The organism is Thiocystis violacea (genome assembly GCF_016583565.1).
In the GTDB taxonomy this organism is placed as follows: Bacteria; Pseudomonadota; Gammaproteobacteria; order Chromatiales; family Chromatiaceae; genus Thiorhodococcus; species Thiorhodococcus violaceus_A.
The window spans coordinates 55,945-71,346 of sequence record NZ_NRRF01000007.1; the positions used below are offsets into that span (position 1 = coordinate 55,945).

Here is a 15,402-nt window from a genome sequence, read left to right on the forward strand (position 1 = left end):
GCTCATTCGGCCGACCGCCTGTCGGTTGCGTGTCGCGGACCTTGAGACGGCGTGCACAGTAGCGATATCGCCTTATAGTTAGCATTGGCTCGATCGTTAGGAACTGTCCATCAATTGTTTCCCGCTTTCTCGCGGATGACGAAGCTGGAGCTACGTCACCAGGCTCGAATCGGGACGTAGAAGATGGACAGTTCCTTAGCATTGGCTCGCCGCCTTGCTTCCACCCCCTGAACCCTGGCTGGCGCGGATGGATTCAGCCCGATGGTCAGGCTCACCTGCGTTCGGAGCGCATCTCACCCTTCGCGACATGCAGGGTGTCGGGGCTGAATCGACCTTTTTGAGCTGTTTTTCCGAAGAAGACCGCAGACGTCCTCGACGTTTCGCGGTGCCCCCCCTGCAGATCTGAGACAACGACGCTGTCAGCGCTGAAGCATTGAACAGGAGGTAGACAATGACTCGGTATCGCCTGATTGCGTTCCTAATGCCCCTTGTCGGCTGGCTCTCTGTCAGCCTCATTGCCGCCGCGGCCGATCTGCCCGAGATCCAGGCCAGGGGCGAGCTGCGCCACCTGGGGATCCGCTACGCCAACTTCGTGACCGGCGCGGGGGATGGCTTCGATGTCGAGCTGACGCAAGGCTTCGCCAAGTCACTGGGCGTGGATTACCGGCTGGTCTACAGCGATTTCTATTCCGTGATCCGCGACCTGCTTGGCAAGAACCTCGTGCGCTCGGGCGACAGCGTCACCCTGGAAGGCGACTTCCCCATCAAGGGAGACATGATCGCGAGCGGATTTACGGTCCTGCCCTGGCGCGAGCAGATCCTGCTCTTTTCCGCGCCGACCTTCCCGTCCCAGGTGATGCTGATCGCCCGCGCCGACTCGCCGATCCAGCCCATCGCGGGCAGTCACGACCTGGCAAAAGACATCGAGGAGACCAAGGTGCTCATCGGCGGGCGGAGTCTGCTGGTCATGGAGAAGACCTGTCTCGACCCGGCGAACTATGGCCTGAAGGGCCGTGGCATCGAGCTGCGCGCCGACACCAAGACCAGCAACATCAACGAGATGGTGCCGGCCCTGCTCCACCTGGACGCGGATCTGTCGCTCCTGGGCGTGCCTAGCCTCATGCTCGACATGCAGAAGTGGGCCGGCACCTTCAAGGTCATCGGCCCCATCTCGCAGGAGCAGGCGTTGGCCGCGGCCTTTCCGCGGGACGCGCCGCGGCTGCGCGACGCCTACGACGCCTATCTGCGCCAGATCAAGGCCGACGGAACCTACGACCGGCTGGTGAAGAAATACTACCCGGGCGTGCAGCGGTACTTCCCCACGTTCTTCGCTGGGCACGACTGAGGCGAGGGGAGTCGAGGGTGTCTTCCTTACAAGCGCGTCGACACTGGCTCTTTCTGGTCGCCGCGGTCTTTTCCCTGTACCTCGTGCTCCTGCTGACCAACGCCTATCAGTCCCAACGTCAGCTGCGCGCCGCCGCGGAGGCGCGCCTGCTGGCCGAGTCGCGGCAGACGGCAACGCTCATGGGCGACTTCCTGGCGGACCAGCGGCACTTCGTGCTCGGCCTCGCCGAGATCCACGAAGTCGAGACCTTTCTCGTGAACAAGGCCCTCGGCATGTCCATGCGCTATGGCCTCAATGCCAACCTCTCCGCGATCGAGGAGCGCTTTCGTCACACGCTGGCGCAGAAGCGCCTGCTTGGCGCGCCAGTCTATGAGCGGATCCTCTATTTCGATGAGGCGGGTGCCTTGCTCGTCGATACCGATCCCGGCGCCCCACTCGACGTGCACATCAAGGCTCAAGATCCCGAGCCTCGCCTGACCCTCGACGACGAGCACGGCAAGATCCTCGCCGCCGCGCCTGTCGACTATCGCGGTCAGCCGGGCGGTCTCGTGATGACAGTGTCCGCGCTCGATCTGCTGTCGCGCTATCTGACCCAGTCCTCGGTCGATCTGGCGTTGCGGCAGTTTCTCGTCACCGGGGCCGGGCGGGCGCTGCCCGACGCCAGTCAGGACCTCCTCGGCGGAGCCTCCGTGCCGAGCCTGGCCGACATTCCGCCAGGGGTGCTGAGGCGACTGAGGGAGCTTCCGACCTTCACGGCGACCCAGCTGGCGAGGGACTTCGATCTGGTCCTGCGGGTTCCCATCGCCGACACCTCGCTGTCTGTCTTGACCCTGCTGCCCGCCGCGCTGCTCTACGGGCACATCACCTCATGGGCATTCCTCATCTTCGCCAGCAGCGTGCCGCTGATCCTGCTCTTGGCGGCATTCTGGATCACCCGCATGCGCCAGCGGACGCAGCGTCTGGAGGCCGATGTCCTCGAATCCAACCGCAACCGCGCGGAGCTGCATGACCGCAATGTTGTCTTGAGCAGGGAGATCGCGCACCGTCGTGCCTTGGAGCGTCAGCTGCGCGAGAGCGAGGAGCGTTACCGCACCTACATCGAGCACGCGCCCGAGGGCATTTTCGTCTCCGACGATCAGGGCCGCTTCGTGGAGGCCAATCCATCCGCCTGCGCCATGGTCGGCTATTGCCGTGCCGAGCTGCTCGAATTGGGGATCACGGACCTGTCACCCCCGGACCTTGTCAGCAGCCATACCGACGCGTTCGAGGCGGTCCTCGCCAAGGGTCGGCACGAGCAGGAGATCGGCCTGCGCCGCAAGGACGGTGCCGATATCGTCGCCAACCTGCGCTCGATCGCCCTGCCGGGCGGCCTCGTCATGGGCTTCTGCGTGGATATCACCGAGCGCAAGCGCGCCGAGGAGCAGATCCATAACCTGGCCTATTTCGATCCGCTGACCGGGCTGCCGAACCGCCGCCTGCTGCTCGACCGGCTGCGTCAGTCGATGGCGGGCAGCCGTCGCAGTCGCCAGTATGGCGCCCTGCTGATGCTGGATCTGGATCACTTCAAGGACCTCAACGACACCCAGGGTCATGACGTCGGCGACCGCCTGCTGGCGGAGGTGGCGCGCCGCCTCACGGAACAGGTCCGGCGCGAGGACACGGTCTCCCGCTTGGGCGGGGACGAGTACGTCATCGTCGCGGCCGAGCTGGGCACGGACGAGGCGACGGCCGCGTTGCAGGCCGAGCAGATCGCCGAGAAGGTCCACGCGATCCTCGACCGGCCCTATGCGCTGGCGCAGGGCCTGCCAGCGCATCACAGCTCCGCCAGCGTGGGCGTCGCCCTGTTCCGTGGTCAGGACATCCCCGTCGACCTCGCCCTCAAGCAGGCGGATGTCGCCCTCTACCAAGCCAAGAACGCGGGCCGCAACACCATTCGCTTCTTCAACCCGGACATGCAGGCCGCCATCGACGCCCGTGCGGCCCTGGAAGCCGACTTGCGGCGCGCCGTTCAGCGCGGCGAGCTGCGCCTCTACTACCAGCCGCAGGTGGATCGGTACGGACGCCTGACCGGCGCCGAGGCCCTGCTGCGCTGGCTGCCGCCCGACGCGGAGCCGATCTCCCCGGCGCGTTTCATCCCACTGGCCGAGGAGACCGGGCTCATCATTCCCATCGGTCTCTGGGTGCTGGAGCAGGCCTGCGCGCAGCTGCGTGCCTGGCAGTCGGATCCCTGCACCCAGGGTCTGGTGCTCTCGATCAATGTGAGCGCCCGCCAATTCCACCAACCCGACTTCGTCGCGCAGGTGCGCGACAGGGTCCGCGCCTCCGGCATCGACGCCACGCGCCTGAAGCTCGAGCTGACCGAGAGCGTGGTACTCGACCGTGTCGATCAGGTCATCGATCGCATGCGCAACCTCAAGGCGCTTGGCCTGGGCTTCTCCCTGGACGACTTCGGGACCGGCTACTCCTCGCTGTCCTACCTCAAGCGCCTGCCGCTCGACCAGGTCAAGGTCGACCAGTCGTTCGTCCGCGACGTCGTGCATGACCCCAATGACGCGGCCATCGTCCGGGCAGTGCTGGCCATGAGCCAGTCGCTGGGGCTGAATGTGATCGCGGAGGGTGTGGAGACGGTGGAGCAACGCGCCTTTCTGCTCAGCCACGGCTGCGAGCACTTCCAGGGCTACCTTTTCGGCAGACCGGTGCCGATCGAGGCGTTTGCGCTATCCGCTGATTTGGAGGGCGAGGGGGCATCCGCGCCCGGCCTGGCGAGCCAGGCATAGGATTGGCGTCTTTGAGTCGGGATCATGACCCTACCCCAGGAGCGGTGGCAGCTAGGATGGGCAACGTCCGTCTCCCCGTTGGTTACCGTGAAACAGCAAACCTCTCGTGGCACGCGCTCCGCGGTGCGACGCGGCCGCTAGCGTTTCGTTTTCTGGTCACGAAGCTCCAGCTTCGTGACCTCAGCGATGAAGCTTTGCTTCACGACGTCCGCGGCTTCAGGCCCTTGATCGGCTCGATCCAGGTGCTGATCCTCGGGCTCGCGAAGCGGAGCTTCGTCTCGTGGGCGACGAAGCTGGGGCTTCGTCACCAGGCTCAAACCAGATGTCGTGCATCGGCAGCTGTCAGGTCTTTAGCGACGCTTGAAGCGGCTTCCTGCCAGAATAGGCGTTTGAGAATCCCGCGCGCCCATCTGCATGGGTTGGAGGTACCGGTGCTGGCCCGTCTTGCTCGTGACCTTGCCCTCGTCTTCTTGGGCATCGCGCTGTCATCGTGCACGCAGCCCGCGCCGTTGCGTGTCGGCGTCCATCCCTGGATCGGCTACGAAACGCTCTATCTGGCCAGTCAATTCGGTTGGCTGCCCGAGCAGATCGAGCTGCATCCCGGCGAGACGATGAGCGATACGGCCGCCGCGCTCGCCGCCGGCACCCTCGATGCCGCGGCAATCACCCTCGATGAGATGCTGCTGATCCGGTCAAAGGGCGTCGCGCTCAGCGCGGTGCTGGTCTTCGATGTGTCCGCCGGCGCCGACATGCTGCTGGCGCGCGACGCCTACCCGAGTATTGCCGCGCTGCGCGGGCGCCGGGTCGGTGTCGCGCCGTCCGCCCTGGGTCGGCTGGTGCTCGCTCGGGCGCTCGCCAGCGCGGGCATGGCCTTGGCCGACGTCGAGATCCTGGAGGTGACGCTGGAGCGTCAGGTCGCGGCCTGGGATGAGGGGCGGGTCGATGCGGTGGTGACCTATGCGCCGACCAGCGCACGGCTCGAGCGCCTGGGCGCGCACCGCGTGTTCGACAGCCGGCAGATGCCGGACACCATCTTCGACGTGCTCGCGGTGAGGCGTGATCGGCTCGATCATCCCGCATTGCCGGGGTTGATCCGCGCACACTTTCGCGGGATCGAGCGCCTTCGATGCAACCGCGAGGATGCCCTCTATCGGATCGCGGCCCACCAGGGGGAGTCCTTCGACGCGGTCAGTCGTGCCTTGTCGGAGATCGCCATGCCGGACCTGGCCCGCAATCGCACCGACCTGCGCGAAGGGGGGGCGCTGTATCGGGTGGCCGGGGAGTTGGACCGATCGATGCTGGCGCAAGGGCTGGTGTCCGCGCCGGATGACCTCCAGGATCTGGTCGATGACCGTTTCGTTGCCGTCCGCCGGGACAGCGCCCGATGAGTCGAGCCTTCACATGAGTCGAGCCTTCACCATGAGTCGTCCCCTCTCACTGCTGCTCCTGTTCCTGATCGGCTGGCCGCAGGCGGCTGGGGCGGTCGAGCGGGTACTGACGCTCGGCGTCTACGCCTATCGTTCGCAAGCCGTCATGCAGCGCCGCTTTCAGCCCCTCGTCGACTATCTGAGCGCAACGCTGCCGGACACCCGTGTCGCGCTGAAGGCGCTGTCCATGGAGGACCTGAACGAGGCGGTTCAACGTCATCAGGTCGATCTGGTGCTGACCAATCCGCGGCACTACCTGCAACTGCGCAGTCAGAACAGCCTCACCGGTGCCATCGCGACCCTGATCAAGCGCGGCTTCGACGGCTCCGCCACCCGCAGCCTGGGCGGCGTCATCTTCACCCGCGCGGGCCGTCATGACATCAATCGGCTCGCGGATCTCAAGGGCAAACGCATCGCGATTCCGAGCGTGATGCACACCGGCGGCTATGTGGCCCAGCTCTATGAACTTGAGCAGGCCGGCCTGCCACTTCCGAACGCATCTCAGCTGGTCGCGGTCGAGAGCCACGACGCCGTGATGGAACGGGTGCTGAGCGGCGCGTCGGACGTCGGTTTCATTCGCACCGAGATCCTCGAGGAGCTGGCGGCCGCTGGACGCCTGGACCTGAGCGACGTCAAGGTCATCAACCGCCAAGCACTGGGCGACTATCCCTTCGTCAGCTCCACCCGGCTCTATCCCGAGTGGCCGGTGATCGCCCTGCCGGGCGTCGACGAGCGCACCATCCGACTGCTCATGGCCGCGTTGCTGGGGCTCGACCCGGACGGAGCGGTCGCACAGTCTGCGCGCATCGCCGGCTTTGCACCGCCGGCGGACTATCTTCCCATCGAGACGGCGGTGCGCGCGCTGCGCCTCCCGCCGTTCGACCAGCGACCCCGTTACAGCTTCCTGGATCTCTGGGAAGACCACCCGCTGGCGATCATCGGGGGCGGTTTCGGGCTTGCCACCATCCTGTCGTTGAGCCTGCTGTTGTTGTATCGCAATCGTGTCCTGCGTCAGCGTAGCCAGGCCCTGTTGGCGACCACGGAGCGCTTGCGTGCCCTAAGGCGGACCCAGTCTGCGATCGCCGAGCTGACCGCCAATCTGATGCGCGTCTCGGCAGCGGATCAGGATGCGGCGATCGATGCGCTGCTGGAGACGGCGAGCCAGCTGATCGGGGCCGATCGTGGATACCTGTTTCAGCTCGACGAGGACCAGCTCCATTGCAGCAATACACATGAATGGTGTGCGAGCGGTATCAGCCGACAGTTGCACAACACTCAGCGCATCGCGCTGGCCGATACCCGTTGGTGGTGGGACCGGCTGGTTGCGGACGGCTGCGTCATCATCGATGACGTCGCCGCGCTTCCCGACGAGAGCGGCCAGGTGCGTGAGCTGCTGCAGGCCCAGGAGGTCCGTTCCCTGGTTGGGGTCGCGCTGCTCAAGGATGCGACCAACCAGGGCTTCGTTGGCTTCGACAGGGTTCGCTGCCGGCGCGGCTGGGACCGCGATGAGCTGGTCCCCTTAGAGACATTGATCTCGACCCTGGGACACGCCCTGCTGCGCTGGCGCGCGGAGGTCGATCTCAGGACCAATCAGCAATTCTTGGACACGCTCTTCGAATCCATCCCTGCCCCGGTTTTCTGCAAGGACTTGAAGGGTCGCTACCTGCGCGTCAATCGCGGTTTCGAGGCATTCTTTGGGGCTGAGCGCACGGCCATCATCGGTAAGACCGTCGCGGAGATCAGCCCACCGGAGCTGGCGCGCATCTATCTGGCCAAGGACCAGGAGCTGTTCGCCCGGGGGGGTATTCAGCACTACGCCTCGCGGGTACCCAATGCCAAGGGCGAGCTGCGTGACGTGCTCTTCGACAAGGCGGTGTTCATCGATGAACGCGGCGAGGTTGCCGGTCTGATCGGGGCCGTGCTCGACGTCACTTCATCCAAACAGCAGGAGCGCATGCTGGAGCTGCGTGCGCGGCGCGACGAGGCGCTGCTGCATCTGCCCGAGGCGGCCGAGACGCTCGTCGAGCCGGTCTTCATGCAGCGCGCCCAGGAGTTGGCCGAGGATCTGACCGGCAGCCGGATCGCCTTCATCCACTTCGTCGCGGACGACGAGCAAACCATCGAGCTGGTGAACTGGTCGCGGCGCACGCTGGAAGACTATTGCGAAGCGGCTTACGTCAGCCACTACCCGGTCAAGGAGGCGGGCATCTGGGCCGATGCCCTGCGCCGCCGCGCCCCGGTGGTGGTGAACGACTACGCCGGATACGCGGACAAGCTGGGACTGCCGGACGGCCATGCCGCCTTGGAGCGCTTCATCAGCATCCCCGTGCTGGAGGATGGTCGGGTCGTCATGCTCACGGGCGTGGGCAACAAGGCGGGCGACTATGACGCGACCGACGTCGAGACGGTTCAGCTCATCGCCAACGAGACCTGGCGCCTGCTGCAGCGGCGGCGGGGTCTCCGGGCGCTGCGCGAGAGCGAGGCGCGCTTTCTCTCCATTTTCGAGCAGGCGGCGGTCGGCATCGCTCAGGTGGCGCCGGACGGTCGCTGGCTGCGCGTGAACCGCAAACTGTGCGAGATCCTCGGCTATCCCGGCGACGCGCTGATGGACATGACCTTCCAGGACATCACCCATCCCGATGATCTCGACACGGATCTGGAGCAGGTGCGGCGAATGCTCGCCCGCGAGATCGACGACTACAGCATGGAGAAGCGCTATATCCGTAAGGACGGTGGTGTGGTCTGGATCCATCTCACGGTGGCCCTGACCCTGAAGAGCGACGGCTCGCCCGACTATTTCATCTCGGTCATCGAGGACATTCAGGCGCGCAAGCAGACCGAGGAGCAGCTCGTCAAGCTGGCGCAGGCCGTGGAGCAGACGCCCGAGAGCATCGTCATCACCAATCTCGACGCGGAGATCGAATACGTCAACACCGCCTTCATCGAGAATACAGGCTATTCACGAGAGGACGTGATGGGGCAAAACCCGCGCATTCTGCAATCGCCCAAGACGCCCGAAGCGGTTTATCCGGCGCTTTGGGAGGCGCTCACACAGGGACGCACCTGGACGGGCGAGTTCGTCAACCGGCGCAAGGACGGCAGCGAGTACAGCGAGTTCGCCATCATCACCCCCCTGCGCCAGACCGACGGGCGCATCACGCACTACGTGGCGGTGAAGCAGGACGTCACCGAGACGAAGCGCGTCACCGAAGAGCTGGATCGGTACCGTCATCATCTGGAAGACCTGGTCGAGGCGCGCACCGCCGAGCTGGCACAGGCCCGTCTGGTCGCCGAGGCGGCCAACGCGGCCAAGAGCGCCTTCCTGGCCAACATGAGCCACGAGATCCGCACCCCCATGAACGCGATCGTCGGGATGACACATGTGCTGCAGGGCACCGCACGAGCGGATCAGCAGGGCCGTTTGCGCATCATCGCGGACGCCGCCGCCCACTTGCTGTCGCTCATCAACGACATCCTGGATCTCTCCAAGATCGAGGCCGGCAAGCTGGTGCTCGATCAAACGGACTTTCATCTGTCAGCGGTGTTCGATCAGGTGGGTTCTCTGATTGCGGCGTCGGCCCATGACAAGGGACTGACCATCGAGATGGATCGCGACGCGGTGCCCGATTGGCTGAACGGCGACCCGCTGCGGTTGCGTCAGGCGCTTCTCAATCTCGCCGGCAATGCGGTGAAGTTCACGGCGCGGGGCCGTGTTGCGCTGCGCGCCCGATTGCTGGACGACACGCCGCGCGGGCTGCGGATCCGCTTCGAGGTCGAGGATACGGGGATCGGTATCTCAGTGGCCGATCAGTCCCGCCTGTTCCAATCCTTCGAGCAGGTTGATACCTCCATCAGCCGCAACTTCGGAGGCAGCGGGCTCGGTCTCGCCATCAGCCGCCGTCTTGCCGAGATGATGGACGGTCGGATCGGGGTGGAGAGTCAACCCGGAATGGGCTCCCGCTTCTGGTTCGAGGTCTGGCTGCGGCGCGGCCATGGCCTGATGCCCGAGCGCGTCCCGGCGCCTGACAGCGTCGCCCAAGGTCGGCGAGCCTACAGCGGCGAGCGCATCCTCTTGGTGGAGGACAATGCCATCAATCGCGAGGTGGCCACCGAGCTGTTGAGGGGGGCCGGCCTGGAGGTCGATGCGGCCGAGGACGGTGAGATCGCCCTTGGCATGGTCGCTCAACGCGACTATGCCCTGGTGCTGATGGACATGCAGATGCCCGTCATGGACGGCCTCGCGGCGACCCGGGCCATTCGCCGACTGCCCGGCCGCGCGACGCTACCGATTCTGGCCATGACAGCGAACGTGTTCGAGGAAGACCGTCAGGCCTGCATCGAGGCCGGCATGAACGACTTCGTGGCCAAGCCGGTCGACCCGGATGCCTTGTTCGCCACACTGAGCCGCTGGCTGCCGGGCAAGGGAGCTGACGCGGCGGGTCACCCGGAGCCCAACCCTCATGCTGATCCCAACCCTCATGCGGAGAGGCCGGAGGTCTTGAGTCTGCGTGCCGCGCTGGGCCGCTTCGATTCCCCGGACCTGGTCCAGGCGCTCGCCGTCTTCGGCGGCAATGTACCCCGGTTCATGGGCCTACTCCGTGTGCTGTCCGAAAGCCATGGCCCGGACGTAGCGGCCATCGGTGCGGGGCTCGACGCCGGTGACAGCGAGCAGGTCCGCCGGATCGCCCATCGCCTCAAGGGCGCGGCCGGCAGCCTCGGACTGACCGAGTTGCGACAGGCTGCCAATGATCTGGACGTGGCGCTGTGCCGCGCGGACACCGATGCGGAGCGATTGCGCGAGCTGCAGAGGGCCATCTCCCGAGAACTGAGCGATCTTGAGGCCAGCCTGCGCTCGATGCCGGCTCAGCTTGCAGAGGGCTTGCCCGAAGAGAGCGAGCCTGTCGCTTTACACGGCTTGCTCGATCAGCTGGACGGACTGCTGGCGGCGGACGACACCGAGGCGGGCAGGGTGTTGCATCGGCACGCGCGCATCCTCCGCCAGACGCTGGGTGAAGCCGCCGAAGCGCTGTTCCGAAGGGTCGATGCCTTCGACTACCCCGAGGCCTTGGTGATGCTGCGCGACTTGCGCGCGAGCGCCGCGGTAGCCGAGAGCGAGTCCGAGTTCATTTCCGGGAACTAATAGACAGCATCGAACGCGTAGGATGGGCAAAGCCCGCGCGTTGCGTTCGGTTCGGAGCGCTGGTGATCGACGGGCGTGCCCATCATCTCAGCTCCGCGCCCAGCAAGATGGGCACATCCGCCAGGCGCCGAGGCGACATCTACGGCTGGAGCGCGGACTTTGCCCATCCTACCTGCCTTGGTCATTCGATCGGTGGGAGCGGCGCCTCGCCGCGACCGGGCGCGGTCAGATCGATTTGGCCTCGGCCGTCTCCTTCTCGGCCATCATCCAGGCCCAGAAGGCCGACATCCTGGCGTGCAGGCTCTCGTGCAGTGAGAGCAGGGCGGGTGTGAAGATGAGCACCAGAATGGTCGAGAAGCCGACGCCGAAGGCCAGCGAGACCGCCATGGGGATCAGGAACTGGGCCTGAAGGCTGGTCTCGAAGATCAGCGGGCCGAGGCCGACGACCGTGGTGGCGGAGGTCAGCAGCATGGCGCGCAGGCGCGAGACGGCCGCCTCGACCAGGGCCGAGTCCATGTCCATCCCGGTATCGCGCAGCTCGTGGTACATGCTGACCAGGATGATGGCGTTGTTGACCACGATGCCGGCGAGCCCGAAGAGGCCGAAGAGCGACAGCAGCGTGAGGTCCAGCCCGAGCAGCCAATGGCCGCCGACGGCGCCGACGAGACCGAGCGGGATGGCGGTCATGACCACGAGCGGCCAGCCCCAGCTGCCGAAGATCGCCGCGAGCACCATGTAGATCATGCCGAGCCCGAGGATGAGCCCCAGTCGCATGTCGCTCAGGGTCTCGCGCTGGTCGGCGGCGCGGCCCTCGAAGCTGTAGTCGATCCCGTACTCGGTCGCGAGCCGCGGCAGCAGCTCGCGTTTCAGTGCATCTCCCACGTTGTTCGGTGTGCTGAGCGCGCGGTCGATATCGGCGGAGACCTCGACGGCCAGTCGGCCGGCCGAATGGCGCAGGGCCTCGAAACCGCGCTCGGTCTCCCAGGCGGCGACCGTGCTGAGGGGGACGAAGCGGCCGTCCGGAAGACGGATCAGCAACTGCTCCAGTGCGCTCAGACGGGTGCGCTCCGCGCGCGGCAGGAGGACGCGCACCTCCAGCTCGTCCTGCCCCACCTGCACCAGTTGCGCGAGATGGCCGTCGAAGGCGGCGCGCAGCTGTCTGCCCAGCGTCTCCGTGGTGAGCCCGAGCGCCTGGCCGGCCGGCGTGAGCCGGTAGATGAGCTGCTCGCGGCCATAGGGCATGTCGTCGACCATGTCCGAGACACCGGGGACGCTCTCCAGGCTCTGGGCCAGCTCCAGGGCGGCGTCCTTGAGCTTGTTGGCGTCGTCGCCGGTCAGGCGGACGGTGAGGTCGCGTCCGGGCGGACCGGCGCGGCGGGCCGAAACGACCAGGCTTTCGAGTCCGGCGGGCATGCGGACGTGCTTGCGCCAGGTCGCGAGGATCCGCTCGTTGCGGACCTCGCGATCCTCCGATGGCACCAGCTGCACCAGGACGGAGGCGAGCTGGTCGCCCTTGGCGCCGCTGCCCATCTCGACGGCCACGGTCGAGCCCAGCCGGGCGACGGCGGCCTCGACCAGGCCGCCGCCGAGTTCGCGGTCGGTCTCGACCAGGGCGCGCTCCAGCTCGGCCAGGAATGTCTCGCTCTGCTCGCGCGGCGTGCCGGCGACGAAGGTCGCGTTGGCGAAGACGATCTGGGGCTCTGGCGTCGGGAAGAAGACGAACTGCACCCGCCCGCCGATCAGCAGTCCGACCGCCAGCAACATGAGCACCACGACCAGGCTGACCGTCACCCCGCGCCAGTGCAGTGCCCAGACGACCAGGGGGCGATAGAGGTTGTCGCGGAAGTGGTCGAAGCCCGCGTTCACGCGCTGGCGCCAGCGCGGGACGCTGGCCACCGCATGGTGCTCGAAGGCGCTGCGCAGGTGCGCCGGCATCACCAGGAAGACCTCGATCAGCGAGGCCATGAGCACCATGATGGCGACGAAGGGGATGTCGCCCAGGATGTTGCCCATGATGCCGCCGACGATCATCAGCGGCAGGAAGGCGGCGACCGTGGTGAGGGCGGAGGCCACGACCGGCCAGAACATCCGCCGCGCGCCCGCGATGGCCGCGTCCGTGGGCGAGAGGCCCTGGCGGTAGCGCGTCTCCGCATGCTCGCCGATGACGATGGCGTCGTCGTCGATGATGCCCAGTGTCAGCAGGAGCCCGAAGAGGCTGATCATATTGATGGTGCCGCCGAACGCCCAGAGCAGCGCCAGCGCCGCCAAATAGGCGGTCGGGATGCCCATGGCGACCCAGAAGGCCACGCGCCCGGGCAGAAAGAGGAAGAGCAGGAGCAGGACCAGGGTCAGGCCCTGCAGGCCGTTGCGGGTGAGCAGGTCGATGCGGTCCTTGATGCTCTCCCACTGGGCGTCGAAGACCTCCAGCTGGATGGCGGGCGGCAGGGTGGGGCGGGTGTCTTCGAGCCACTGTTCGAAGAGCTTGGCGGCCTTCAGCGAATGTCCCTGTTCGGCGCGCTGGACCAGCAGCTCGACCGTCGCCGGGGCGTCCGCCGTCGACTCGGCTTGGGCGTCCAGCGCCACCGCGGAGAGCGTCAGGCTCGCCGGTCTCGCCTCGCGCACGATGGTCGCGACATCACCCAGGCGGACCAGGCCGCGGTCGTCGCTGACGATGGCAAGGTCCTCGAAGGCCATGGGGTCGCGGCGCTGCTCGAGTCCGCGCAACTCGCGCGCGCCGTCCGCCTCGCCGGCGATGCCGGAGGGGACGTCTTGCGCCAGGCGACCGACTTGCTCGCCGATGCCGTCGAGCGAGAGTCCCAGGGTTTCCAGCACACGCCCCGGCACCTGGATGGCGATCCGCTCCTCGGGCAGCCCGCTGATATCGACCCGGTCGATGCCGCGCGCGAGCAGTTCGCGCTCGAACTGGCGTACCCAGGGCCGCAGCTCGGCAAGGCTTGGCCCCGAGACCAGCAGACGCGCGACGGATTCATAGCGCGAGATCCGGCTGACCTGAGGTGTCTCGGCCTCCTGGGGCAGGTTGCGGAATTCGTCCACCCGCTGGCGCACCTGATCGAGCGCGAGCAGGGGATCCGTGCCGTCCTGCAGCTCCAGCGACAGGCTGGCGATGCCTTGGGCGGCGGTCGAGGTGAGCTTCTTGAGCCCGTCGACCGTCTTGAGACGCTCCTCCAGGGGGACGACGATGCCGTTCTCGACGTCCTCGGCCGAGGCGCCGCTCCAGACGACCTGGACGCTGACGATGTCGAGCGCGAAGGTCGGGAAGAACTGGATGTTCATCCGTGTCAGGGCGATGCCGCCCAGGATGAACATCAGGCCCATCAGGAGATTGGCGAGCAGGCGGTGGCGGGCGAAGACGGCGATCAGGCCCTCGCTCACTGGAGGGTCTCCACCTTGAGGGTTTCCACCGCATGGGGCAGATGGGTGACCATGATCTGCTCGCCCGCATGGATGCCGGCGGCGCGGACCAGGACGAGATCCTGACCGGTGGCGGTCGATTCCAGCTCGCCGACGCGCTGGACGTCCACGCCCTTCAGGCGGCCGTCCTCGACGACGAAGACGCGATCGCCGCCGTGCAGCGCCGCGAAGGGGAGCGCGATGGTTTGCGCCGCGGCGGGCCGCTGCAGTTGGAGACTCACGAAGGCCCCGAGCGGGATGTTGGTGCCGGAGGGCAGACGCAGCAGGGCATCCACTCCACGGGCATCCGCCTCGCCGGCCAGCCGCTCGAGGACGGCCGAGACGGGCTGCCCGGCGTGCGCCCCCCGGGCATTCAGGGTCTCGCCCTCGGTCAGGGCCGCGCGCAGCTCTTCGCTGTAGGCGCCCGGCACCTTGGCGCGCACATAGAGTGCGTCCAGGGGGTAGAGGGTGAGGATGGTCTGGTTGGGTTGCAGCTGGTCGCCGGCGGCGGCCTCGACGACGCCGATGCGCCCGTCGAACGGGGCCTTGATCTCGCCGCGCGCGGCGTCGCGCTGGGCCTCCGCGAGGGCTGCTTCGAGTGAGGACAGCCGCGCCGGGTGCTCGGCGATGGATTGCTCGCGCAGCGTGACGGCGAGCTGGGCGCGGGCATATTGCTCGCGCGCCTCGTCCACGCTGGAGATGGAGGCGAGCTTCTTGGATTGGACGGTATCCGCGCGCTCGACGGCGAGCTTGCCGAGCTTGAGGATGTCGCGCTCGTGCTCCAGCGCCTCGCGGTCGTGGACCAGGCGCAGGCGCTCGCGCTCCAGGTCGGCCTTGGCCTTTTCGAGCCGCGGTTGCAGGTCGCGCGGGTCCAGCCGGGCCAACACCTCGCCCTTGGTGACGCGGTCGCCGTCGCGGACATGGATCTCGAGCAGACGCCCGGCGACCGGCGCCGCGGCGCGGACCTTGTCGGGCGCCTCGACACGGCCGAAGAGCGAGAGGACAGGCTGATGCTCGGCCGGCGTGACCTCGGTCACCTCGACGCGCCAGATGCGCTCCTTGGGGACGACGGCGATGGGGACGGGACGGGTCTCCTTGAGGAAGAAGACCGCCCCGATCCCCGCGAGCAGGATCAGGATCGGCAGGATACGACGCGACATGTGACGGCTAGCTTCTTTCTGGACCAATGACCCGGAAGTGAGGGGTGCAAGGGGATAGCACAAGCTCCGGGCTTGCCGCTCCCCTGCGCCATCGCTGCCTTTGAGTCGGTCGGGCGGATTGGGTTCAGTGGTCCGCCAGCGA

General features: G+C 66.8%; 6 protein-coding genes. 4 read left to right on the plus strand and 2 right to left on the minus strand.

Translation table 11 applies throughout. From position 1 onward, the window contains the following. Positions 1–451 precede the first annotated feature (451 nt). From CKO23_RS04720 to CKO23_RS04735, 4 genes are all read left to right on the plus strand, one after another. Entirely contained in the window at positions 452–1,345 is an 894-nt protein-coding gene (locus tag CKO23_RS04720) for a transporter substrate-binding domain-containing protein (protein ID WP_200328610.1), read from the plus strand. A 17-nt stretch (positions 1,346–1,362) separates the two neighbouring features. Continuing rightward, positions 1,363–4,122 (plus strand): EAL domain-containing protein, encoded by a 2,760-nt coding sequence (locus CKO23_RS04725; protein ID WP_200328611.1) that lies wholly within the window; start codon positions 1,363–1,365, stop codon positions 4,120–4,122. Between the two features lie 389 nt (positions 4,123–4,511). Then, positions 4,512–5,510 carry an ABC transporter substrate-binding protein gene (locus CKO23_RS04730; RefSeq protein WP_200328612.1) on the plus strand — a complete coding sequence of 333 codons (999 nt, stop codon included), beginning with the start codon at positions 4,512–4,514 and terminating at the stop codon, positions 5,508–5,510. A 31-nt stretch (positions 5,511–5,541) separates the two neighbouring features. Then, complete coding sequence (locus CKO23_RS04735) at positions 5,542–10,689, plus strand: PAS domain S-box protein (protein WP_200328613.1); 5,148 nt, start codon at positions 5,542–5,544, stop codon at positions 10,687–10,689. Positions 10,690–10,914: 225 nt separating this feature from the next. On the opposite strand, the gene CKO23_RS04740 is transcribed toward CKO23_RS04735, so the two are convergent. Continuing rightward, complete coding sequence (locus tag CKO23_RS04740; RefSeq protein WP_200328614.1) at positions 10,915–14,082, minus strand: efflux RND transporter permease subunit; 3,168 nt, start codon at positions 14,080–14,082, stop codon at positions 10,915–10,917. Then, positions 14,079–15,260, minus strand: a complete 1,182-nt coding sequence (locus CKO23_RS04745) for an efflux RND transporter periplasmic adaptor subunit (protein WP_200328615.1) — start codon at positions 15,258–15,260, stop codon at positions 14,079–14,081. The genes CKO23_RS04740 and CKO23_RS04745 overlap by 4 nt, the downstream gene beginning before the upstream one ends. Positions 15,261–15,402: the final 142 nt, after the last annotated feature.

What these genes read in the sequence shown, in the direction of transcription:
- CKO23_RS04720 (WP_200328610.1), top strand. Translation starts at nt 452, where the DNA reads ATGACTCGGTATCGCCTGATTGCGTTCCTAATGCCCCTTGTCGGCTGG.
- CKO23_RS04735 (WP_200328613.1), top strand. Translation starts at nt 5,542, where the DNA reads ATGAGTCGTCCCCTCTCACTGCTGCTCCTGTTCCTGATCGGCTGGCCG.
- CKO23_RS04745 (WP_200328615.1), bottom strand. Translation starts at nt 15,260, where the DNA reads ATGTCGCGTCGTATCCTGCCGATCCTGATCCTGCTCGCGGGGATCGGG.